This is a genomic window from Ruegeria sp. CK3, assembly GCF_056536565.1.
Genome location: NZ_JBQFPV010000006.1, coordinates 327,353 through 351,969 on the forward strand (window position 1 = coordinate 327,353; position 24,617 = coordinate 351,969).

A 24,617-nucleotide genomic window follows, 5' to 3' on the forward strand; every position below is an offset into this window, starting at 1 on the left:
CCCTATCGTTTGAAGGGGGTAAAATAATGACGAATGAAGCCGGATTTGTGTTCGCTCTGATCGCCGTCGCGGGTGTGCTGATGGCAAGCAACCGTGTTCGCTATGACTTCGTTGCCTTGATAGTTGTTCTTGCGCTTGCCCTCAGCGGCACGCTGACGATTGGGGAGAGCCTATCGGGCTTTGGGAACAGCGTTGTGATCCTTGTCGCCTGCCTTCTTGTGCTGGGCGAAATGTTGGATAGAACCGGCGTTGCTCGCGCAGTTGGGGACGCCATCATGCGGCACGGTGGTCGTGGTGAAACTGGATTGCTGGTGCTCATAATGATCAGCACGGCGCTTCTGGGGAGCGTTATGAGCTCTACAGCCGTCGTCGCAATTTTCATACCGGTCATTCTGCGAATTGCTCAAGAAACGGCAAACGACAAGGCTCGTTTTTTGATGCCAATGTCCTATGCCGCGTTGATAAGTGGCATGCTGACCCTGATCGCCACGCCTCCGAACCTTGTCGTAAGTGATGAGTTGGTGGCGCAGGGATACCAACCTTTCGGTTTGTTTTCCTTTTTTCTGATCGGTGCGTCGGTTCTGGTTGTTGCAGTCCTGTTTGTTTTGTTTTGGGGTCGCTACCGGTTGAAGACCAAGTCTACCCCTGATGAGCAAGAGTTCGCAATTTCCGGAACGACGCTTGCAGGTATGTGGGAAACCTTTGGATTGGATGTACATTCCGCGACTTTCAGGGTCACTGGCAAGGTACTCTCAGAGGACGTTGACAAGCTGACGGGAAGTGGCACGGCAATACTCGTTCGACTGAGGCCTGGCGCCAAAGGAAAGTACCTTGCAGCCATGTTTCGTGAAGGTATGGAACTGCTACCGGGTGACATAGTTTTCATTCGAGGAGCCCAAGACGCACTGGCGGAGTTATCAACCAATGCGTTGTTTGCCAAAACTTTGGGTTTTCAGAAATCAAGCGCTGTTTGGATCGATCAGTTGGGTCTCGCGGATGTATTGATCCACCCCGAAGCTGCTGTGATTGGTCGACAAATGCATGATGCACCCGGGTTCGAAACCAAAGGGATTGAGATAGTTGGCCTGGTGAGAAACAGCGAGCCCGTCGAAAACCCCAATACTACAGTTTTGCAATCAGGCGATCGCCTTATGCTTGCCGGATCATGGGAAGACTTGGATCGTGCGGTTGAAAGGCATGATATGTTGGTGCTTCTGTCGTTCCCAAATGAGCGGACATCCGTCCCACCAGCAGCTAAGGGTTTTTGGGCTGCGATTGCCATCATGGTCACGATGGTTGCCCTGACGGTTTCAGAACTCGTCTCAATAACTACTGCAGTACTGATGGCCGCGGTAGCGGCAGTCTTGCTTCGCACTCTGTCCGCCGAAGACGCCTATCGCGCCGTAAAGCTTCCAAGCCTCGTTCTTATCGCCGGGATGTTGCCACTTGCTGACGCGCTGCAGGCTACGGGCGGATCGGACATAATCGTTGACCAACTGCTTTACCTTGTCGGAGAAGCCAGTCCGCGCGCAGTCATGGCGGCGATCTTTGTTTTAACGGCCCTATTGGGCTTAGTCCTATCCAATACTGCCTCTGCGGTACTTGTTGCGCCGATTGCTATTTCAGCCGCCGAAGCACTTGGGATTTCGCCATACCCAGTTGCGCTGTGTGTTCTGATCGCTGCATCCGCGTCTTTTTCGACTCCGATCTCAACACCTGTAGTCACATTGGTCGTTGCACCCGGGGGGTATAGTTTTGCTGACTTCCTCAAACTCGGTGTGCCGCTCACAATACTGACCGGCACTGTCGCGGTGATCATCGCTCCAATGCTGTTCCCTTATTAAAGGTTTCAGGCATCCTCTCCTCCCAAAGAACGAGAGATCAGGAAAACGATACGCAAAGAAATCGCTACAACAAGCAACTCAGCGGTTAGCGTCAAAAGTAGGGTCATGATGCTGACTGCATCGACCGCCGAAATCGTGTAGGGGCTGACACCAGTTTCAGCTGCGGATATCTGCAAGCCGACTTGAGGGTTGGCCAGCATTGTGACCAGAAGCGCAAATGCGGCTCCGAACAGTGACACGATTGTCAGAACAGCGCCGATCGTTCCGACCCAAACGCCGATCCACACGCGACTTTGAAGCCGGGCGGCTGACGGGTCATCTCCAGTCTCTTTCAGCTTTCGTCCCAAAGACAAATAATGCCAACACCAAAATGTGGTGAAAGCGGGCAGGATCAAACCCAAGAAGGACAACACGTTGCCCACGCCTGCGCCACCTCCGACAACGCCAAGGACAACGCTGCCCAGTACAACGACAATGATCAAAAAAACCAGCTGAACCCAGAAACCGATCTGGCCAAGCTTGACGAGCGCATCTGCGACGCGCCCGGTGTTTTCCCCATGCCAATTCGCGGATTCGCCTACCATATTGCAGTGCTCCCAACCTAAACCCTATGATTTCAAGAAGGTCGTCCACACTTTGGCTTGGCAACCGATCTCTATCAAAAATCACTGGCTATGCGCAGCGGCGAGCGCTTCGCGGAGTTTGTCTTCTTGTTCCTGCGATAGGGACGTCTGAAGTATCTTCGGGTCGTATTGTTCTATCTCGGCGATCACTTTGTCCGGTGTGGCCTTGGCGACAAGCAGAAACAGAGCCGATGAATTTGGCTGGATGGTCTCGCCCAGTTCTTTGATGAAATCATCATTGATGCCGTAGTCGGAAAGGGATCCGCCAAGCGCGCCCATTGCCGCCCCAGCCAAACCGCCCACGGCCATGCCCGCGAGTGGGTTGAGAACAAGAATACCAGCCAACATACCCACTATTGCACCGGTGCTCAGGCCGGTACTGGCGCCAATTCGGGTCATGTTCACTGACTGCTTAATGTGTATGTCTCCCTCTTCGGGCCGCACAACCACGCAGGCATCCAGCAGGTCGATCAATTCCTGTTTTTTGAGTTGTCGTAGTTTTGTCAAAACAGCATCTGCACTGTCGACACCATCAAATGAAAGAACAACAAGATCAGCCATCAAAGTCTCCTCGGGTGTTTTGGATTACATCGTCAAAATCGTATTGGAGTGTAAAAGTGGGTAACGCGGGTCCGAAAGGACCCGCGCAAAACATCATTCGATAACGACCTGACCAGTCACTGCCTGCAACGGCTCGGCCTCTGCTACCTCAGTTGGACCGGTACTTGTGCCAGGCAAAACTTCGAACAGAGGATCGAACTCAACCATGGCGCCAGCGAGTTTGATCAGAACGCTGACGTCACCATCAGCCGTCGCGCGACCGTCGGCCAGCAAATCCTCAAAATCAGCCTCTCCGGTCATAACAAGTTCCAGATCGGATCGGTTCAAGGTCAGAGTCAGATCTGGCTCATCGAAGGCGAAACCTTCGACATTTGTGAGTGTTGCCTTGGCCAGTTCGATCGCAAACATCTCACCATTGTCGGGCGTGCTGAGGTTCATCGTAAACTCGATGCCTTCGGCCTTGCGGCTGTCCATCTTGATCGCAAGGAAATCAAGGAAGAGCTCAGTCGACATCGCGCGTATCACCTCTGGGCTGGACGTGTCGGCCGTTTCACCGGTGGGGATGCCTGAGCGAAGTTCATAGGCACCGGACAGGAAGCTATTCCGCAGGCCCGGGTTCTCTTGCTGGTAGCCAAGCTGTTCGTAAACGTCGGCTAACAAATCTTTTACTTCCTGATCTGATGGATCCGACAGGAACAGTTTGTTCAGAATCTCGGACGCTTCGAAATATTGCCCTGCATTGTGCAGTTCCAAACCCTTGGCCATAATTGGATCTTTGCCGCCCATCATCTCGACGTAGAGCGGAGCGGAAGCTTCTGGTTCTAACGGTATCAGGGTCGCGGGATTGCAATCCCAGAATCCAAGGAACCGCTGAACAACGCCGCGCGAATTGTGCTGAGGTGAGCCGTGATAGCCACGTGTATGCCATGTCTGCTGCAAACCCTGTGACGGTTCATAGTGGTGATGTATCTGGTTAATCGTCACGCCCTGATTGGCCAGATGCAGGGTCTGGTTATTCATATGGGCATAAAGGTCGCGCTGATCTCTCAGAACCTGCTGCACGCGGTCATTGCCCCAGCGCGGCCAATGGTGCGAAGCGAACATGACGTCTGCCTCTTGCCCGAACAGGAACAGGGCACGAGAGATGTATTTTGACCATCGAAGGGCATCACGTACCGGCGCGCCGCGCAATGTATAAATGTTGTGCAACGTGGCCGTCACGTTTTCTGCCATCCACAGGGCCTTCATGTCTGGGATGTAAGTATTCATCTCAGACGGCGCTTCAGTGTTAGGTGTGTTCTGGAAGATCATCCGCACGCCGTCGACTTCGAACTCTTCGATGTCGTCCTCGACAATCCGGGTTGGCGCGATCAGGCCAGTGGCACCTGCTGAAACGCGCTTGCCGAGACCCTGATTGACGAACCCATGCGGGGCCACGGGCAACAACAGACCATATTGGTAAAATAGCCGGCGGTTCATTGCGTTGCCCGCGAACACGTTTTCGGAAATTGTGTGTTCCATGAAATCGCGCGGAGCAATGATTTCGACATTCCCGGAATCGACGTCCTCCTGCGAAACGATGCCGCGAACTCCTGCCCAGTGATCGCCATGGGAATGTGAATAGATCACGGCTGTAATCGGCAACCCTTCGCCTTTGTGTTCCGAGAACAATTCCCATGCGGCTCGCGCCGTTTCGGCCGAAACCAGTGGGTCAATGGCGATCCAACCCGTTTTGCCGCGCACGAATGAGATGTCGGACAAATCAAACCCGCGCACCTGATAGATGCCGGGTATTACCTCGTACAGACCATAGTTCTGATTCAGCTTGCTGATACGCATCAATGACGGGTGGATACTGTCGTACTCGTCTTGCTCGTCGATGAAATCAAATGCACCCCGGTCCCAGGCAACATTCCCCGCATCCGCCATGATCTGTGGCTCCGGCATCTGGGCAATGAAACCCTTGGCAACTTCGTCAAAGTCCTGAGTGTCTGAGAAAGGCAGTGTTTCTTTCGCTTCGGCCAGGATTTTGAGCGTGTGCTCGGACGGTGCTTTTCCTTTAGGGTGAAAGTGGCCTTCTAATGGCGCGGCTGTCGATGTGGTTTGTGCTGCTGCTTCTTCCGACAAAAAAGTAGGACTTACCGCAAACGCGGCCCCAATTGCTGGAACAGTTTTCATGAAGTCGCGCCGATTAGGTGCCATCGTATTTCCCCCCTATTGATAAAATTGTCTGAAAAGCAGTGCCTCACATCCTAACATTTAAATGTCATTGTGGAACGATTAAGATTTAGGCAGTCTTGCGCGGCTCATTATCCAGCATGGCTCGCGGATGTATTGAATACCTGAGTGTTTTCTGAAGATTGGGCCGTCTTCAGTGAGCACGGCAACAAAGGACGCGATCTAAAAATAGGTGGATCACAGATCAGGGGGAAACACGATGGCAGCTACCTGCAATGCCTCTCTGTCGAGGCGAGATTTTATCAATCTGGCCGCTGCTGCTTCTCTTTGTTGCATCTCAAGTTGTGCCCCGTTCGACCGCAGTAGTTCGATCGGCGACATAAATTCTGAGCTCACAGCCGCGTTGGAACGGATACCTTCTTATGATGGCTCAGATCTGGTTCAGGTCGCCCGGGAGATTGAGGCGAATTCAACACTGATGATCCAGGCGCACGCGGCCTTTATTGAAGAATTCTACCGGTTGTCCGCCAACCGCTCTGTAAAACGTTCCAAGTTGGTAGCTGTTTCAGACAGATATGACTCCGAACGCCGTTCGCAACGCGATAACCTGCTGGTATTGCAGGGGCAATTGCAGGCAGCAGTCCCGGAAGACTACTGGCCGGAAGTTGCTGAAATTTTGTACGAAAAGGCAGACTTAGTCGCTTTGGGAACCAGCTTGGAGTTATGATATGCCAGTAATTGCGACGATAACGGCGGTCACTTTCTTTTTGGACGGATCGTCTGATTTAGCACCATCATTTCTGGAGCCCAATACGCTGAGTCCCGCCTTGGATAAGGCTATTTCGCCCGCAGACAGCGATGTCCGGACCGCGGCCTTGAAAATTGTGAGCGACTTGGAAGTTGCCGTTGATCGGTTCCGTGCCGCGGTCGAAGGTTCTGCGGACAATGCCATTCTCGGTTCCACGGACAAATCAGCATCGGCATCGTCCACAAGAGCCATTTTTAGTGAACTGGATCGGGAAAGAGATCGGGCGATAAGCGCGGTAATCGACTCACGTGATCAACTCGTTTCGCTTTTGGATCAGGAGACCTGGTCGCGAGTATTCGATGGGTAATGTCTATTGATAAAGGGGGCAATGTCCACCCTGTCGTAGCTGCAACGCTATCCATAAAGTCGGCGAATACGTTTGTTTGGTGAATTGGAAGATGATGCATCCCATGAGGCGTGCTCAAAGTGCTTGCAGACGATGCCGCTACTTTTTGTCTTTTTCCTTTTTTTGGTCATTTGAGGGCGCTCGCCAAAATGAGGCCGCGCCCCAAATCACCAGAACAACCGTAACTATGCCACCCACAATAAATTCCATATCAAGATGATAGCCACACGAGCTTGTTGGCGCAACTTTTCAACACCGCGAAATAGACAAAGGGACGTTCAGCCTTCCCTTTCAATTTCGGACAAACCCTCTGCATTGTCCATTTTGGGTCAAGTTTTTAAGGGCGTTGCGGATACCAAAAAAGAACTACCTCTCAGACCGCTCGCTTGGACGTTCGGGTGTAAGGCTAAGTTTGGCTGCCTACAGGTAAGGGGAAAGTAGCCGGGCGAAACCGTTGCGCAATTTGGTCAAAAGCGGGAGATCATTGATCTCTTCGAGGCTGATTTCTCGAGCGCCAAGTGCTTTTGAGTCAAGTATGGCATGGAGTTCTTCCGACAGCTCTCGATGATAGCATTCAACATTGAACTCAAAATTCAATCGCAGGCTTCTGGGATCCCAATTTGTGCTTCCAACAAGAGCCCAAACGTCGTCCACGAGCATGAGTTTCGTGTGATCGAACGGTGGCTTGGTGAAGAAAACCCGGCAACCATGTTCCAAAATTTGCCCAATCTGCCCCATAGCTGCCCACTCGACAACCTTAACGTTGTTGTTGGATGGCAGGTAGATTTCGACCTTGATGCCACGGAGCGCCGCCACTGAAAGCGCTTCTATCAGCCGAGAATCTGGCAGGAAATAAGGGCTGACAATACGCACCCGTTCCCGCGCGGCCGACAGCGCTGCGAAAATGAGTTTGCTGAGCGTCTCGAAATCCTCGTCTGGTCCGTGCGAAATCCCCCGCGACCAGACTGTGCCATGGCGGGTAAGCTCTGGAAACCATGCCGGGCCGCTCAACTGCTCACCTGTAGTGAAGGCCCAGTCCGTGACAAACACTTGTTTGAAATGGCTTACAACCGGTCCCTCGAATTTGAAATGCAGGCATTGTGTCGGCGCCTCGGGATCGAGGTTCAGGCAATGCGCTTCACGAATATTGGTGCCGCCTGTGAAGCCAATGTAGCCATCCACAACAAGGATTTTTCTGTGATTTCTGAGGTTTGAAAAGCGGCGTGAGGAGAACCCGCTCGTAGGAAGAAAACTCGCGGCTTCAATGCCCACCTCTTCCAAACGAGTAACCATATTTTCTTTGCTGTAGCGCGCGCCAACGCAGTCGATAAGAACGCGCACTACCACGCCGCGATCCTTGGCGCGGACGAGCGCATTCAAGAAATCTTCTCCTGCTCGGTCGCTGTCAAAAATATAGCTCAACAATCCAACCGATAATTTGGCACTATCTATGGCAGCGATCATCTCCGGAAAGGCCTCATCACCATCTCGCAGGCAATCGACCGTGTTTCCCGGCAAGAGTGGCTTTGCGCTAAGAGCTTCCCCGGCACGGGCTAATCCGGCCAAGTGAGGTAGTTGGATATTAGCCTCTTCAAACAACACTCTCTCACTTTCCGAGAGAGAGAAACCTGGAATTCGGCGCATGGTGTCTGACAGGCCCATCCGTGTGCCAGCCCGGTTGATCCGATTGACGCCCAGTATGATGTACGCCAACGAGCCAACAAACGGCGCAAGCCAAGCAAGAGCTGACCAGCCAATCACCGCGCGCGTATCGCGCTTTCTCAGAACGGCATGCACAGTGACTCCGAAGGCTAAAGACACCTGCGCAAGCGCGACGAGAAATGCCCACAGGTAGACGAGGCTCAAAATACGATCCCCCAAATGCAGCTATACCACTTGAAGCCTCACACTATCTCTTTTGACTAACAAGGGTGCAGAAAGTTTGTTTTTGACATGCTTGGATCCAGCCGTTCTACCACTGGCGTCACGCTTGGCGCACCTCATAGGCCGTCTCCGAGCCTTACCAACGCCTGCTTAGCTCCATTCTGCGGACCTCGATGAACGGTGCAGCGAAGGTCTGCTTCCCGCCCATGTTTAGCGATCTAGGTCACGTGTCGGCGAGCGAATAAATGAACCACCGACGCTCATTTCGATTCTTCCCAGCAACCGCTTAATTTGTTTCAGAGTGGCCAAGAATTATTGAACCTTAACCAGACGATAGTAACTGGCTCTGGAAATGTTCAGCTGATCGATGATCTGCGCGACGGGGACGCCAGCTTCCTTAAGCGCCAATACCTTCTCTTTCTGTCTCTGGGCCGTTGGAGCACGGCCCTTGTATTTTCCATCTGCCTTGGCCCTCGCAATGCCTTCCCTCTGGCGTTCCAGCATGATTTCTCGCTCGAACTGAGCAACTGAGCCCAGAACATTCAGCATGAGCTTTCCTGTCGCAGTCGAGCTGTCCACACCCATGTCTACGATAACCAAGTCAGCGCCATTGGCTTCCACCACTTGCAAAAGCCTCCCCAGGTGCGTCACCGAACGCGCAAAACGGCACAGCTTGGTTACCACCAGCTTGTCGCCGTCACGAAGGCTTCGCAACGCTGCTTGCAATTCAGGACGATCTGAAAGGCTCGATACCTTTTCTGAAAAGATGAAATCCGATTGGACTCCATACTTCGTCAAAGCCTCAATCTGCGCTTCCAGTCCATAGCCCTGCTCCAAGGTGGATGTTCTTGCATACCCAATCAGCAACTGTCTTACTCCAATCTTAGGTCCTATTGAGATGTCGCTGTCTCAATGTCACGACAATGTATGCGAGACTGTTTTCACCAGAATTTACGCTGGGCGGTTTGCTGTCACATAACCAAGGTTGTGTGAGACAATCCTGGCGAACTCAGAAGTCATACCGACTTTCGAACAGGAGCCCTAACGCTATCGCCTACAAACCACTTTCCAAAGAATTGTTTAGTCGCCGTTGACGTTTGATTACCGTATCCAATCAAGGTATGGGACACGTATCCGACTGACCCCAGCAACAAGTTTAGAACCCCAGAACTTCAACTTGCTCCAAAATGATGTTTCAGGAGCGTAACTCTTAGAACTTGGCTTTGCCCGCCGGACACCCGATTTTCGCTCTTCCTTAATTTCCCGTAGTGCCGCTAGAATTTTGGGGGATACGATTACCGTGTAACTCTGTACATCTGCGTCCTTTATGAGCCGCATGATGTCATCTGTGATTGGAGCCAGAAACTCCTTCAGATCGTAGCACTTGCCCGTATTTCGCTCCCATGAACTACGGGCGATTCTGTTGGCTTCAAACAAACTGCCGGCAACACCTTCTCCCGCACCAATGTCAAAGCTGTCTTCACAAAAGTCCTGTACCATACCGAAAGCAAGCAAACGTCCCTCAGGAGAAGTTACCGGCCGACAAGCCCCACAGTAGATGTTTTTTCTAGGAGAGCTGGGTTTTTCGACAGTAGCTGTTTCGCCGGGGCTTGGTTTCTCAAGATCCTTCATTGTTCCTTTCTCAACCAAGGCCACATTAGACTGGCCTGTCCGCTCACATTTATGAAATACTGTTCGCCGGCCCTGGTCTTTGAGCTGCTTGAGTGTCGTCTTGAGTGCCCCTTCTGTCCTCGTGAGTCTCCTGCCTTTAGAAACATTTAGGAAGGCTTCAAACACCCTCATGTTCTCTGATTTGGCAATCTCATAGGCGGTCACGCTCGGCTTCGTGCCATATCGAATGAACCGTGCAACATCTCCGTCGGCAATGCGCTTTAGTTGGACCCCCGCCTTACTTTGCAGCCAAGGCGTGTTCTCGTGGATGAACGTCAATGCCTGCTTACGACATTGATCACCGAAGTCGAACGTCAAAAATATGTGGAAATGGAGATAAAAGGTCTCTGTCTTTGGTTCGAAGGGTGCTTCTAGCTGTGCGTATACAAATTCACCTAGTCCGGATTTCTTGAGGGCCTTCTTTAGCTTGTTCATTCGTTTGAATGCCAACGCCAAACCGGATTCATAGCCATCGATTGAGACTCGGCGTTCCAAGGCAGGAAATGTCAGAGCAGCAAACTGCGCCTGGCCTTTGACTTTGACCTCATAATGATACTGAAGATTGGCGGCAGTTTGTGTCGTATCAACTAAAGCAACGGACGGTAGCCGCTTGTCGTGCTTGTATGCGGAATAGCAGATCGCGAGATACTCGTTGTCGGGCAAGCCCAACAGGAGTTGTGCTGCTTTCTTCTTGCCGGGCCGGTATAGGTCGTGACCGACCTCGGCTGCCATTTCAGCCACCATGGCGGACATTTCCCGATACCTTGCTGAGCCTGGACCAAGTCGAAAGCCGCCATGATAGCCCACCTTTTTCCCTGCCATCCTTAGTGTTCTTGGCCGAAGCACTTCATGGCCATAAATCCGCTTCGCTTGCCTGCATTGCCGCTTGCGCTTCCGGTGATCACCTCTGCTCTGAGCACACTTTCTCTGTTCGCGGGATCTGCCCGCGTTGTTCTTCTTCACAACCTTTGCCCTTCAGCTCGATGGCCAAAGGTCGGTTGCCGTTTTCAGCTTATTTGACTCCGTGCCTCTGACCGCAATTTCCTGCGACCAGTGCTGCCTTCACGTCTGTTCAAGACGTGAATTTGCTTCCGCCGCTCGCAACAAAGGACATGGCACGAACGCGGTTTCAGACTTTTTAAAGGATTGGGAGTTTTGCGAAAATTTAAGAAACCTGCCGGCGGCAATGAGTCTGTATGCCGGCAGTTCTGGGAACGAGTGAAAAACTAAATTTCTGATCGTCCCCCCATTACGTCATCGAAAAGAAACCAAATTCCACAGGTTGGAACACATTTTTCACAAGCCTGTTCTGGCACCTATTTTCGGTTTGGATCAAAGCGACCAGCCGCTTGTTCCGCTTTCAAGCCCGCCTGAACAAGCGCTCTGATCGCGGCAGATCGTCCATAGATCTCGTTCTGATGTGTGTACTGGCGAACAAGCGCCAGCTCATCCTCAGTCATTAGTATTTGTAGCCTTTTGGGCGGTTCTTCTGAGAGTTTTTCCATGACCTTAAGTTAACACTATACACACAATGCGTCAAATGTTGACGCGCCAGTCGAATCATTATACACACTATACACACTTTTAAAATCAACAACCAAGGGAGGGAGCAATGCTCTCATTTCTCCACAAGTTCTTTCACAGCGCACACGAGGTCTGCGTTGTTCTGTATGTTTGCCATTTTGTTCTGACGTACGGACAGAAGATGTATCTGTTTTGATCTGTGAACGTCGGCGCAGGTACTCGTCTCTGCATCGCAGATGAAACATACATCACGCTTCCGTGACTCGCCCTATGGTAATGAAATTTTCCACTCAACCGAGGTCATATCGGAGGTGTCAACTTAAACTCCGGCAAAGAAACGCGCAGCCAATTCAAAACGCAGCAAAAATGTGTTTTGAGGCGCCCTCCTGACCCCAGCAGTTCAATCTGAAAAGTCAACCTGGAGTAGACGCAAGTTCATGTTTTGTAATAATAATTTTTCTTGACTGCATACCGAAAGTATCGATGAAGCGAGCAGAAGAAACTCAATCGGTGCTCGAATGATCGAAAATCAGCTAACAGGCAGTCGGTACATAGACCAAGGCAGAACACTTCCGATTGGGTTTTCACTCAGAGCCGTGGAGGATGCGCAGAGATGAACACAAGCCCAAACTGGATAGTACAACCAGCCGGCATGGATGACGCAGCCCGAGCTCTGGGGATTTCACGAAGAAGCCTGACAGACATTCTAGCAAAGCATCAATGTTACGAACGGCGCGGCAACAAAAAGGTGTTTTACCCGGAACACATTGAGGAACTGAGAGAGGCTTTAAAATGCCAAAGAAAGACTGGGAACCGAAGTGGACGGAGCAAGGTTGGGCGGTCTCGTTTTCAATCGAAGGGCGGCGGATTCGCCGACGCCTTGGCATCCGTGACAAAAGCCTCAAAGGCGTAGCTCGCGCTAAGGCCCAGCAACTTTATAAAGAGGAATGGGCGGCCCAATTAGCTATTCCTACAAACAAAGAGGTGCCATTTTGGGAGGCGGCAAAGGGCTACGTCGACGATGGTGGTGAAGCACGTTTCCTGCCAAAACTCATCGGGTATTTCGGCAAGTACACAACAATTGATCAAATTGGAGAGTTGGAAATCGTGAACTGTGCCATGGAGTTGTACCCCAACGCAGTTCCCGAAACTCGCAGACGCCAAGTGCGTGTACCGATCACCGCGGTAGTTCGCTGGGCCAGGGGAGAGCGGAAAAGGCCGTCCACAGATAACAAGCGAGTTCGCTGGCTCCATCCAGAAGAAGCTGAGGCGCTGTTGAAAGCCGCCGCCCAACTTACCCTGCCGCGCCACGACAAGCCCGAACTGTATACACTCAAGAAGATTGCTTTCCTTTTGGGGTCTGGGTGCCGAACAGGAGAGTGCTTTGCAGCGGACATTAATGATTGGAATCCAGCAACCTCTCAACAGTTTATTCCTGCTGAGGAGGACGGCGCAGGTAAAACTGTATCGAGTGAGCGCTTGGTACGGCTACCTAGCCGTGCTGTATGTTTAATGGGGGAGTTGCCCGAGTCGGGACGCATGTTCCGCACACCATATGGAAAACCGATCAAGTTGAGAAAGAATGGCGGCGGCCAAATGCAAGCGTCGTTTAACAAGGCCCGAGATGCGGCCGGCCTTGGAAAAGATGTGACACCACACGTTCTCCGGCATACTTGGGCAACTTGGTACTACGCTCAGACAAGAGACTTCGGTGGGCTCATGGACCTCGGGGGCTGGGCAAAGAGCGAAATGGCCAATCGTTATAGAAAGATTGCACCTGACGACTTAGCGGATCGCCTGCTTGAACATGGGTGGGACTTTCGGCAAAAATCTGGCAACATCGAACTAGATTCCCGCTTACGTATTGTAAAATAAGGGAATATTCTTACCAAGTTTTCCCTTAGCAGGGGAGCGCCTTCGACCACTCGGCCACGTCTCCGCCGACGGGTATATCCGTGCAAGCAACGGAAGTACAAGGCCATTTCTTCAAGGATTGGAATTTTTTACAGGCCCGCGTGAAGCTATTGAAATAGCGCGAAATAGCGCTGGTTGACTACGGGCACCGACCCGTTCAACCTGCGCAGTACAGTTAACGATCATGATGAAACCACAACAGAATCGAAGCTTTCGAGCGTAGCCGTTGCATGTAGACCAATTCAAACACCTTTAGATCACAAGGCGATCGCAGTATGCGGTCAGAATAGCCAAGTTATCCTAGGCGTTGCCGTAGCAAAATCTCATACGAGCCTGACGAGGTGAGGACGTTAAGCGGTTGATCCATAGGATCAATTGTAGTTTGAACGGGCTGTTTGGATTTTCTGACGCTGGTTGCGGGAGGGCGCAACCACCGTTGCCGGACGAAATTAAGATGTCAGATTTAGCGCGGAAGCGGACATTAAAAAAACTTCACTAGTGAACTTCCGAGATGCGGACAGATTAGCCGTTAAGAGTTTTTTATTCGAACGGCGGGTTTGGGCGCTTAGAGAATGTCGCAAAAAGCACCTAGTGCGGTAAACGTAAAATTTCTGATGGCGCAGTGCACCCTCACCAAAGCCGCCATATTTTAACCCCAGTCTTTTCCCAGGAGCAATACAACGCTTTAGTGGATTTTAGGCCTAGATAACTTAGCATCAAATCACTCCCGCCGTCTGATTTCGGCAAGGATTAGAGACTCATCTTTGCGCAGTGTTCGGTCTTGCGCGACTTTTAGTGCAGACCTCCAAGTCTGCATGGCCCTATCGCTATGACCGTTCAACCATTGATCCAGTCCTGACCAAAGACCTAACTGGGTTTCTCCGATGATAAATGTCTTGCAGTAGCGACGTAGATGGCCAAAGGCCTTGTCTTCCAAGCGTTTCCATTCGTCATACCCATCGGCAACACCCGCCTCGCGCCCGCGCAAGAGCAATTCCAGCACGCTGCCGATTCCAACAATGATGACGTGCGATGAGGGCCGCTTTATCTGCTCCAGAAGCCGCATCATTTCGACCGACGCATCATAACTGGCGCCGTGTTTGCCGACGCGCGACAAGGACAAGGCATGGGCTCCCTTGATGGAAACTTCCGCGGCAAGGTCGGAAATTTTTGTTGTACCAGAAGAAATTAGGTGCAAAATCTCGACGGCCTCACGAGGGCGATCAATGTGCAGCATGCACAATGCCTTGCATCGCAAAGCCCAGATTTCCTGTTGCGTGTGACCCGCATTCTGTGCCCGGGACAACAACGCCAAAGCCGTTTCTTCCAGCGAACTCAGATCCCCACGATAGTATTGCGACCAAAAGCGAATTCCCTGTGCATTGCACCAGCGCAATTGATCACCCGCTTTTTGCGCCAACTGCAGGGCTTGATCGACGCGTGTATCAACTTCGTGCCATTCACACAAACCCAAGCGCCAAAGCGCATCCACCGTACAAATATGTGATTGTGTCGACGGATCATCCAGTTTGACGGCAACCTGTTCGGCTCGTTGCATCAACCGGTTGTTCGCTTTGCGCAGGCGCATCATGCCCAGGCCGCTGGCAAGTTGTGCGGACGAAATCGCCGTTTCGACAGTTTCACCGGCTTTTTCAGCATGTAAGACCGAACCTGCCAAATTGCACATACCGCGAGTCATTCGCAGCTCGAAGTAGTCGACGGTGGCAGCTTGACCTAAGCAGCGTGAGATTTCGCTTTCACGTTCCTTTGAGTCGGTTCGGTCCAAGTGTTTTCGAATGATGGGCAACAGGTTCCTCAAATAGAGCAACAAGAAACGCATGATCAGCAACATGAGGATCCTGCCGCTGTTCGTTGGGACGGGTTGCCCGGCCACATCAAGCGCTTTGCGGATGGCCACTCCCTGCGCCCGAATGTCGCCCCGACTGTAATGCGCTTCGGCCAGTTGCCGTCGCCAACGCACCGAGCGCAGCTTTTCCAGCGGTTCCAACGCGCGTTGACGTCGTTCATGGTCAAGGCAAATACCCACAAAGGACTCTACCTCTCGAAAGGCACCGACCTGCACCGCGTTTGTTGCCGCCAGGTCTGCGTACTTTACGGCATGATCAAAGTCGTCCGCCGCTTCGAAATGCCGTACTAAGATGGCAAGATCCGCACCGGTGGCTTGGGGGCGGGTGGTTTCAATCCAGCGTGCAATGGCCCCATGCAATTGACGCCGAATTTCGCTGGGAATCGAATTGTACACGACATCACGAATTTGCCCGTGCCGAAATTCGTACACATCGGGTTCATCGGTGTCTGTGATCAGTTGGGCGTCAGCCAGTTGGAGGACGATTTTTGTAGCCCCTGCACCATTGAGAAACGTGAGTGCGGAGATGTTAAATCGACGTCCAATCACCGCAGCGGATTTGAGAACTTTCTGCACGGCCATGTCCAGGCGGTCGACCCGCTCGCGAATAACTTTTTCGACACCCTCAAAAAACGTCAATTCATCCAAAGGCCTGCTCGAACACCAAAACCCGTCCCGGAGTGTAATCAGCCCTTGGTTCCTTAGGGACAGGGATATCTCCTCGGCGAAAAACGGGTTTCCGCCAGCTAGTCGAGACACGTTTTCAGCCAGCTCATCACTTGGTGGAGCATCGCCAAGTGTACGGGCCACGAGTTGTTGAATAGAACGTTCATCCAGCGCCATCAATTTCAACGTTTCACATGCCCGATGTGACGCAACCGCTGGACCGTCACTTTGCCAACCAATCAGATTTGTACGTCGACGCAGATCCTCAAGCTCTTCCGGGGCTTCGCCCGCGCGAACACATAGAACTAAAAATAGAGAATCAACGGAACCGAACACCCATTCCACCGAACGCCAGGACGCGGAATCTAGCCACTGGCAATCTTCCAATACCAAGGTTAGGGGGCGTGGACCCAGTCGATCAATAATGGTGCCAAGCAAGCGCATTGTTGAGTCGGCGCGATGGGCACCTTGCAAATGCCGAGTCATCTCGGTTTGTGGAATATCAATGCTGAGTACATCGCCAAGCAGTGGAAGCCGCTTTTCTATATCTTGTTGATTTTGCGTGCGAACCCGGATCAGTTCAAGAACGTCATTCCCATTGCTATCAATGGGCACTCCGACAAGAAATTCCAAAACTCTACGCCAGATCAGCAGCGAGGTTCTTTGAACTTCGCGGTCAGCGCAAGCAATCGAGACCGCATATCCTTCCGCTTTGAGATCGTCGGCAAACGCCTTGACTAAAGTTGTCTTGCCAATACCCGCTTCGCCGTCGACGATGACAATGTGGTTTGCGCCGGATTTGACATTTTCGAATGCGGATTTCAGCGCCTCGATCTCTTTCGTTCTCCCGACGATATCGACAGAGGATACGGTGCTGGGTGTACGTTCCAGCGGTTCGAACACGGGTGTCATATCGCTCAGACCCAAAAGCTGAAGCGTTCCACGCCGCTTGAACAAGAACTCGCTGCGTGCGACACGCTCGGTCGGGGCGTCGCATAGTATTGCCCCATCGGTTTCGGTCATTAAGCGGGCGGCGCGGTTGACGGTTTGGCCAATAACCATCCATTGACGACAACGCGGACTTCCGACGACCCGGAACAATGCTTCACCTGTCGCAATTCCAATAGAAGTGTCAAATCCGTGCGCCAGAACGGTTGCACGGATCGCGCGCGCGGCATCAAGGGCGCGTTGCGGATCGTCACGATGGAATTTTCCAGGTTCCCCAAAGGCGACCCAATAGACCAAGCCTTTATCATCGATGAGCATTTCGCCGACCGGACAATCCCGCGCGATCAACAATGCCTGCAACGAGACACATAGCGCCTGAAACTGTTCCGTTGCAGGTGGACTGTCGGTGGAGATCCCGACAATCCGCGCAAATAGCGCTGAAATCGGACGAACCTCGGCCAATTCTTCCAGCTTCGCGTCAACGTCTTTCAAGCTGTGAAGCGTGTTGCGCCCCGACGCGCTGTCCTGGTTGCCATCTTCTTCGCGAGGGAAAAGGTTGTCCTGAAAATGTTGTGGCAAGAAGCCGCGAAGCCATGAGTAAGGCGGGCAATCGCTCAGATCAGCTTGAGCCGGTTTGACCACGGGTTCCGCGGAGGTGTCCAGCACCGCCTGCGCAACGTCGGATAATGCATAGCTGGAACTGCGAGCATGAGATTGCGCTGTAGCCGCTTGCAGGATGGCTGTGCCACCGAAGATCAGGTTCCAAACCGGATTTCCGCCAACCGTCGCCACCCACATCTCGCCAAAACCGATACCGGCGTGAATGGCGGGTGTATCTGAGACTACAGAAAGATCAGCACCTCTCTCGCTTTTTCGGCAGATTGCACCTGCACACGATATCGCGCGACGAACAGCTTCTGCAGCGCCGAGCGTGTCCGCAGGCCAATAGGCGAGAAAGGAATCTCCGGAGAAGCTGAGCACCTCGCCTCCGTTCGCCATGATTTGGTTCGCTGATCGTGAATAGGTCTGGTCAAGCAGCTTGGGTATTTCTTCAAGGCCCGTCTGGCCACAGCGCGCCAACTGTTCAACAAGCGCAGTGTAGCGTGACACATCCACAAACAGAGCCGCGCCAGAAAGTCTGACGACAGAGGGGCGTGCGCGGTGCCTGGGATACATGCTTCCAAGCAAGCGTAAAGGTAAAAAGCTCGCCAGAATAGAATTGCCCTCGACCATAATCCCTTTCCAACAACGGGATGCTGACGCATGGAGATGGGAAGGCATCGAAATGGTTAAAAAATGTGTACCAAATCGAGCTTCAGTTCGCGTCAGCACTACCTAAAATCAGGTTAATGCTTACACATTTAGACGGATTTGCGAAGAACGTGTTGTAAGTGCTTGCCGAGGATATTCGGCTTAGAAGGCGTTTGTCTGGCCTATTTCTTGTATTTTTAGCCGCTATGCGTACAATTAGTGGCTGAGTTGTTTGAAAAAATAAGTGCATCGGACAGTTCTGCTCTGAGCAAATGACTGCCCAATTGCACAGTATCTTTTGCTTTGGGATTTAAGTACCGGACCAGATTACCGCCGTTTCCCAACGCTTTTTGAACTCGGGGGAAGACGTTGCAATGCCGGTTAACTTGGACACTGATTCTCGCACCGCTTGGATTTCGCAAGGCTTTGAAAACCTTGTAAGCCGCGTTCTGACCGACCCCGACGATGTGCATTTCGACATTTTGATAATTGGGAGCGGGTATGGAGGCGCTATCTCTGCGGCGACGCTCGCTGGGAAACATCATGACAACCAACGCATTACGATCGGCATTCTGGAACGTGGTAGAGAGTATTTGCCTGGCGCCTTCCCGACCGGACTAGCTGAATTGCCCAAGCATCTCCGCCGAGATGGACATCGGGAAGGACTGTTTGATGTCCGGCTGGGGAGGGGTGTGACAACGGTAACAGCAAACGGCGTCGGCGGTGGCTCCCTGATCAATGCAGGCGTAATGGAGGTGCCTCGCCCCGAAATTTTTCAATCCGGATGGCCGGCGGCACTTTCTGACTTGGATACATGGCGAAACTATTTTGACCGCGCATCTGCATTGCTTGGCGCGACCGTCGACAACGCTCCAAATACTATACTCAAGCGCCCTGGCGGCCCACCGCAGAAATACAATTCGCTTGAGGGCATAGCGCCTGGCGGTAAGTTTCGTCCTGCCGCCATTACCGTGGCCATGGAGGATCGTACAAATACTGGAAACGTCGCCCTGAAGATGTGCAAGATGTGCGGGGATTGCGCGACGGGCTGCAATTTCGGTGCCAAGGATTCATTGGATGTCAATCTACTGGTCCAAGCGCAGCAAAATGGCGCGGACATTTTCAGCGGCGCAACCGTTTTGCACATTGAAAAAGACGGCGGCAACTGGGTCGTAAACACCGTTTACACGAACGCGGCCCTGCGCGAACGCCACTCTGACGCGAACGGCGATCCCGAAGTTGTCAGGGTTCGCGCGCGAAAGGTCATCGTCGCGGCAGGCACTCTTGGGTCCACCGAGATTCTGCTGCGGTCAAAATCAGAAGGTCTTGTCGTCTCGGATTCGATGATCGGAAAACGTTGTTCGACAAATGGCGATATGCTGGTCGCAGACTACAATACAAGTGCCCGAGTAAACAATGTAGCCAGCGAACAGGTACAACCCTCCCAACGTCAAATCGGTCCTACGATTACGGGTGTCATCGATTTGCGCGATACCGCAGGAGTATTGATAGAAGAAATTTCTGTTCCGGCTTCGCTGCGCATCGTATTCAAAGAGTTCTTTGGAACCGTGAATGCACTTCACAGTTTGGACGAAATCGATTGGTCTGCGCATTCAAAAGGATTCCCACAGGACGACATTTATTCGGTCGCTGAGGAGAGAATAGACAATACTGCGCTGTTTGCGGTTATGGGTAACGACGGCGCGAGCGGTCATATTACGCTAAACGGAGACCCGACGCCTGACCGCGATGGGATCGCTCAAATGCACTGGAGCGATGTCCAAAATCACCCGATTTTTGAGACCGAAGTCGACACCCTGTCAGGGCTGGCTGACAATACTGGCGGGCACATCATACCAAACCCGGTTTGGAGGCTGCTGCCAAAATCCATGAACTGGTTGCTGAAAGATCAAAAGGGGCCAGTTACGACAGTCCATCCGCTCGGCGGCCTGGCCATGGGTGACACCGGCGCCGATGGTGTTGTTGATCCGTTTGGACGAGTTTACGCCTCAAGCACGTCTTCAAGTTTGCACGATGGGTTGGTCGTACTGGACGGATCGATCGTGCCGACCGCGCTTGGGGCAAATCCGGCACTGACGATTTCGGCAGTCGCGCTGCGTGCGGCCGAAAACCTTGCTAATATCTGGGGATATGAAGACGCTCCGCCTGCAGTTGCGCCCATAGCCCCCCTTGAACGGCCTGTGTTCCGGGGGACGGATGTCGCAGTGCCCAAGCCGCGCACAGAGGTCGAAGTCTTCGAGCGCCTTGTCGGAAGGGTTCAAATGGCGCCGCAAAACGGGTCAACGGCATCTTATGTCGTTGAGTTGACCCTGCGCTTCGCGCCCAAACAAATTGCCGATCTGTCACCAACGACGGGGGGCGATTGCACCCTGAGTGTTTCGGTTGATCCGTCCAACCCTCACCTGCAAAGCACAGTTCGGATTTATGCGGATGACGACAATTGGAAATCTCTCAATGACAGCTGGGATCCGCCTGAACTGCGTGAGGACAAACTGAACGAGCTTGCTGTGTTCAAGGCCCCGATCAGCGGCACGCTCAAGGTATTTGAACGCCAAAGTTCATTTGGCCTTGGCCGTATCGTCAGGGCCTTGGCGGCCTGGTTGCCCAACCGGGGTGCGCGCGACACATATCAGGCATTGGTCGATGGCGGTGATGGCCCCGGCCTGTTTGCGCACATCAAGTCGGGTATCGCCATTGCCAGCCGCAGCGGAGAGCTGCGCAGCTTCGTATATGATCTGGATATCGGCCCCGCCGAGGCCGGAGCTGACATAGCGCTGGATGGCAACAAGATCGTTGGGTTCAAGCGGTTTACCTATGCACGCAGGGGCAATCCGTGGCGGCAGCTGATGGACGTGGATCTGGAGGAATTCCCCGGACTGTCGTCATCTTCAAAGCCGGTACTCAAGCTCGATCTGGCTTTTTTCGCACGGATCAACATTCCACTCTTTCGCATTGCCCGCCAAGACGATGCTGTAAGTGCAATTGGGGACATGATCGGGTTCCTGGGATATTTCCTGCGAATGCTGTTGGGCATTCATATCTGGAGTTTCCGCGCACCCGACGAAGATCTGGATCCTGCAAATGATGAAATCCACTTCCAGCCACCTGCTGAATTGAAAGTCAGCAGTGTCCTCAGCGGCTCAGTTCCAGCAACAATTGTGAAAAAGACATTTGCCGCTGAGGTGCCCGAACTTGGTGAAGAACACGATCCGATAGATACCGAAGTCTGGATCACGCAATACAAGCACGAAAATTCGACCAAACGGCCCGTCGTCATGCTGCACGGTTACAGTTCTGGTGCGACCACATTTGCGCATCACGCCGTCGAACCCAATCTTGCGAGCCGAATTTTTGACACCGGTCGGGACGTGTGGCTTGCCGATCTTCGCACCAGCCCCCTTTTTTCCAGTGCTACGACATTTACCTTACCGGATGGAACAGAAAGCCCTGTGCCCGATACGGCGACTAAACCCTGGAGTATCGAGCAAGTCGCAAACAAGGATGTTGATTGGGTGATTGACCAAGCCGCACAGGCGTCTCCGGATGGGCAGGTGGACGTCGTGGCGCATTGCATGGGGACGGTTATGTTCAGCATGGCTGCGCTGAGCGGCAGGTTTTCGACCTTGCCCGCGTCTGGCCATCCACCCAAAATCAACCGTGCCGTATTCTCGCAAGTCGGGCCGCTTGTCGTCTTTACGCCGATCAACATTTTCAAGGCCTATGCGACGCGGTATCTGATCGAGTTCCTTCCCGACAACTATCAGTTCAAGCCACAAGACCCGACGCTGGCGGATGACTTGCTGGATCGCCTGCTCACCAGTCTGCCCTACCCGGTCGAAGAATTCGACATCGAGAACCCGATCTTGCCCTGGAAACGGACGCCATGGACGCGGACCCGACATCGAATGGATGCGATCTATGGTCGAAATTTCAGCTCAGAGAACATGGAGCCCGAGGTTCTGACTTATCTGGATGAGCATTTTGGTGCGCTGAGCCTCCGCACGGTCAGCACCGCTTTGCACTATGCGCGTTACGCGATGATGACGGATCGGCATGGACGCAATCAAAGGGTGTCCCGCAGGTTGTTTCGCCAACACTGGCATTTCCCGACGCTCAGCATGCATGGCGAAGAAAATGGGATGTCGGCGGTATCGACGCTGGACCGAATGGAGACGATCCTCGGCGACGCAGGCGCGCATTTCGTCGATCCGTTCGTAAACGATGGCGCTGGCCATCAGGATTCGTTGATTGGGACCAAGCGGTTTGCAACCGCGAGCCGGATCGAGACGTTTCTAGATCAAGATTTCTCAGACGTGACGGCCGGAGACCCAAATGATGAAAAAGTCGCGTTTCCGCCGTGGATTGGGCCGATCATCACCAAAGAAGTCCAAGGCACCAAAGCAAAGCTGATCGCAAGATTGGGATCGGCGCCAACACATCGCGAAGCCCAGGCGATCGTGATGCTGCGCGCTCAGGTCGTCGGAGACCAGATTCTCCGCCCCGATGATCAAACCGCAGAGTGGACGCCTGATTATGTTGTCGAACACATGATCGTTCTCAAGATCGAGGACCTGACGGATCATCGCTGGGCAGCCTTCGAAGTGCCGCCGCCCACCGCGTTTCCGCACCATGATCCCCTGCATGCGGGCAACGCCACGCTGCTTTTGCTTGTCTACGACGAATCCGACACCCTGTTTCTGCCGGTTGTCGGCTATTTCATCGCGCAGGCCGGACGGGTCATGCAATTTGATCCCAACGACTATGACATTCAGAGAGAGCGCAGTGATTTCGAATACAGAACGTTCGAGGACATGTCGAAGGCGACGAGCGACCTCATGAAACTCGCAACGCCCGGCACGGCGACGGATCCTGAGGGGGGCAAAAATACAGACTCGCTTCGAACAGAACGCAACATCCACGACAGGGATACGACACAGGCTGAGCAGGCCATGGTGAACAGCGCCGCTGTCGCCAAGGCTTTGGGCCAGGACCGGAGGTTGATGGATGGCATCATCCCGGACCAGACATTGGACGCCGTTTTGAACGAAACGCGATTCACGCTGGCATCTTGCCAATACCCAACCGGTTTCTTCGATGCACCCGTCGCGTCTGCATCATATCAGAGCATCGTAGATGCATTGAATGGCCCGCAGGAAGAAGCGCCTCGTTTCATGATCTTTGCGGGCGATCAGGTCTATGTGGATCCGACCGCCGGATTGTTTGATCCTTCGGACAGCGATGACAAATACCGAATTCCCTACGAAAACTGGTTGCGTATGCGCAGCGCCCGTACCGCCCTGCGCTCGGTCCCGTCTTTCATGCTGCTGGATGATCACGAGATTACGGACAATTGGGAGCCGGTCGCAACGCCGGACACAGCAAAGAACCAAGCTGCGCTGCAAAAAGGCAGGCCCGCCTTTGAAAAGTATCAGCGTGGCGTGAACAAAATGCTTCGCGATTTCAGTTTCGATGGATTCCCGTTTTACTTCCTCGATGCACGGACAGTACGATCTCACCGAAGAGTCGGAATGCTGAACAATGCGAAACTGTTTCAAGATCCCGACATGGATCACCTAAAAAACTGGCTTAGCAAGAGCGAAATCAGCGCAATGCCAAAGTTTGTTGTCACGCCGTCAATGCTGCTTCCGCGTCACCGGCGCGCGGTTCAACGAAACAGAGATTTGAATGCCGGCAACCTTAGCGCCCTTCATTCTGATGGGTGGGACGGATACCCTGAAACGATGCGTGACTTGCTTGCGTTTATCGCAGAAAACGCGATCAAGCACGTTGTTTTCTTATCAGGCGACGAACATCGGGGCTGTATCGCCAAGGCAGACTTTAATGACGATCAAGGCAATCTGATCACTCGCATGCATTCCATTCACACTTCGGCAATGTGGTCGCCATTTCCATTTGCAAATGCTATCGACGAGGACTTTGTCGATTGTGAAACGATAGCCGTAAGGCAGGGCGGAATAGATTATTTTTGCAAGGTCGCGGCAACGCGCCCTTCTGCCGGTGATGGACCGACCTATCTGGCGGTGCGCAAAGACGGAATTGGCTGGAGGCTCAGTTGCCGATATTCAGATGGGGTTACTAGCACCGTTGACCTGTAAAAGTTTTTGGGTCGTCATCACCATGTTCAAAGTGGGTTTCTTGTGGTTCGCTGCCGTTGGAACAACTTTCCGCATTTTGCGCTTCGGGCTCAAGTTTACCGTTCTCCGAAGTTTTCATGATTGGCGGATCGCAGCTAAATCCGGACCTCACCCGGCACCCTTGCGCATGAAGGCATCACGTTCGGATAACCACCCCAAGCCAAAACAGATAAAAACAAATAGTTACTTTAATTTGCACATGTATAGCCCGGCCTGATCTCTGAGTCGGTAACCGTGGGTTCACTACGCCGTGCTGCCCTTGACAAGCAAGCAACGGTTCATAGGTTAAGGGAACTATCAACCCACCAGCCGCGATGGCTGGGCCGCCAATATTGGGATTGGACAGGACGGCACTT

At 52.8% G+C, this 24,617-nt stretch carries 14 protein-coding genes; 5 read left to right on the forward strand and 9 right to left on the reverse strand.

Annotated features, from left to right (window positions below; all coding sequences use genetic code 11):
- Positions 1-26 precede the first annotated feature (26 nt).
- On the forward strand, positions 27-1,844 hold the full coding sequence (locus tag ACR0C3_RS11030; RefSeq protein WP_170644142.1) for an SLC13 family permease: 1,818 nt from the start codon (positions 27-29) through the stop codon (positions 1,842-1,844).
- A 5-nt stretch (positions 1,845-1,849) separates the two neighbouring features.
- Here the strand turns inward: ACR0C3_RS11030 and ACR0C3_RS11035 are convergent, their stop codons facing one another.
- The 3 genes from ACR0C3_RS11035 to ACR0C3_RS11045 form a co-directional block, all read right to left on the reverse strand.
- The gene (locus tag ACR0C3_RS11035; RefSeq protein WP_170644144.1) at positions 1,850-2,428 is read right to left on the reverse strand and encodes a DUF3611 family protein; all 579 of its coding nucleotides are present in this window, start codon (positions 2,426-2,428) and stop codon (positions 1,850-1,852) included.
- An 81-nt stretch (positions 2,429-2,509) separates the two neighbouring features.
- Positions 2,510-3,028, reverse strand: a complete 519-nt coding sequence (locus ACR0C3_RS11040) for a DUF1269 domain-containing protein (protein WP_058284048.1) — start codon at positions 3,026-3,028, stop codon at positions 2,510-2,512.
- A gap of 93 nt (positions 3,029-3,121) precedes the next feature.
- Positions 3,122-5,206 (reverse strand): alkyl/aryl-sulfatase, encoded by a 2,085-nt coding sequence (locus ACR0C3_RS11045; RefSeq protein ID WP_425085755.1) that lies wholly within the window; start codon positions 5,204-5,206, stop codon positions 3,122-3,124.
- 259 nt (positions 5,207-5,465) lie between these two features.
- On the opposite strand from ACR0C3_RS11045, the gene ACR0C3_RS11050 reads away from it, so the two are divergent.
- On the forward strand, positions 5,466-5,933 hold the full coding sequence (locus ACR0C3_RS11050) for a hypothetical protein (RefSeq protein WP_480758473.1): 468 nt from the start codon (positions 5,466-5,468) through the stop codon (positions 5,931-5,933).
- Position 5,934: 1 nt separating this feature from the next.
- Entirely contained in the window at positions 5,935-6,321 is a 387-nt protein-coding gene (locus ACR0C3_RS11055) for a hypothetical protein (RefSeq protein ID WP_480758475.1), read from the forward strand.
- A 459-nt stretch (positions 6,322-6,780) separates the two neighbouring features.
- Here the strand turns inward: ACR0C3_RS11055 and ACR0C3_RS11060 are convergent, their stop codons facing one another.
- The 4 genes from ACR0C3_RS11060 to ACR0C3_RS11075 form a co-directional block, all read right to left on the reverse strand.
- Positions 6,781-8,226 carry a phospholipase D-like domain-containing protein gene (locus ACR0C3_RS11060; protein WP_170723119.1) on the reverse strand — a complete coding sequence of 482 codons (1,446 nt, stop codon included), beginning with the start codon at positions 8,224-8,226 and terminating at the stop codon, positions 6,781-6,783.
- A 330-nt stretch (positions 8,227-8,556) separates the two neighbouring features.
- Positions 8,557-9,111: a recombinase family protein gene (locus tag ACR0C3_RS11065; protein WP_480758477.1), complete on the reverse strand. Its 555-nt coding sequence runs from the start codon at positions 9,109-9,111 to the stop codon at positions 8,557-8,559.
- A gap of 234 nt (positions 9,112-9,345) precedes the next feature.
- The gene (locus ACR0C3_RS11070) at positions 9,346-10,737 is read right to left on the reverse strand and encodes a hypothetical protein (RefSeq protein WP_480758478.1); all 1,392 of its coding nucleotides are present in this window, start codon (positions 10,735-10,737) and stop codon (positions 9,346-9,348) included.
- Between the two features lie 494 nt (positions 10,738-11,231).
- Positions 11,232-11,420, reverse strand: a complete 189-nt coding sequence (locus ACR0C3_RS11075) for a hypothetical protein (RefSeq protein ID WP_480592377.1) — start codon at positions 11,418-11,420, stop codon at positions 11,232-11,234.
- A gap of 811 nt (positions 11,421-12,231) precedes the next feature.
- Between ACR0C3_RS11075 and ACR0C3_RS11080 the strand changes: the two genes are divergently transcribed.
- On the forward strand, positions 12,232-13,314 hold the full coding sequence (locus ACR0C3_RS11080; protein ID WP_480431046.1) for a tyrosine-type recombinase/integrase: 1,083 nt from the start codon (positions 12,232-12,234) through the stop codon (positions 13,312-13,314).
- A 760-nt stretch (positions 13,315-14,074) separates the two neighbouring features.
- On the opposite strand, the gene ACR0C3_RS11085 is transcribed toward ACR0C3_RS11080, so the two are convergent.
- Positions 14,075-18,067 carry an AAA family ATPase gene (locus ACR0C3_RS11085; protein ID WP_480758479.1) on the reverse strand — a complete coding sequence of 1,331 codons (3,993 nt, stop codon included), beginning with the start codon at positions 18,065-18,067 and terminating at the stop codon, positions 14,075-14,077.
- A 404-nt stretch (positions 18,068-18,471) separates the two neighbouring features.
- Between ACR0C3_RS11085 and ACR0C3_RS11090 the strand changes: the two genes are divergently transcribed.
- On the forward strand, positions 18,472-24,222 hold the full coding sequence (locus ACR0C3_RS11090; protein ID WP_480758481.1) for an alkaline phosphatase D family protein: 5,751 nt from the start codon (positions 18,472-18,474) through the stop codon (positions 24,220-24,222).
- Between the two features lie 175 nt (positions 24,223-24,397).
- On the opposite strand, the gene ACR0C3_RS11095 is transcribed toward ACR0C3_RS11090, so the two are convergent.
- A partial coding sequence (locus tag ACR0C3_RS11095) for a hypothetical protein (RefSeq protein WP_480758482.1) occupies positions 24,398-24,617 on the reverse strand: 220 nt, incomplete at its 5' end.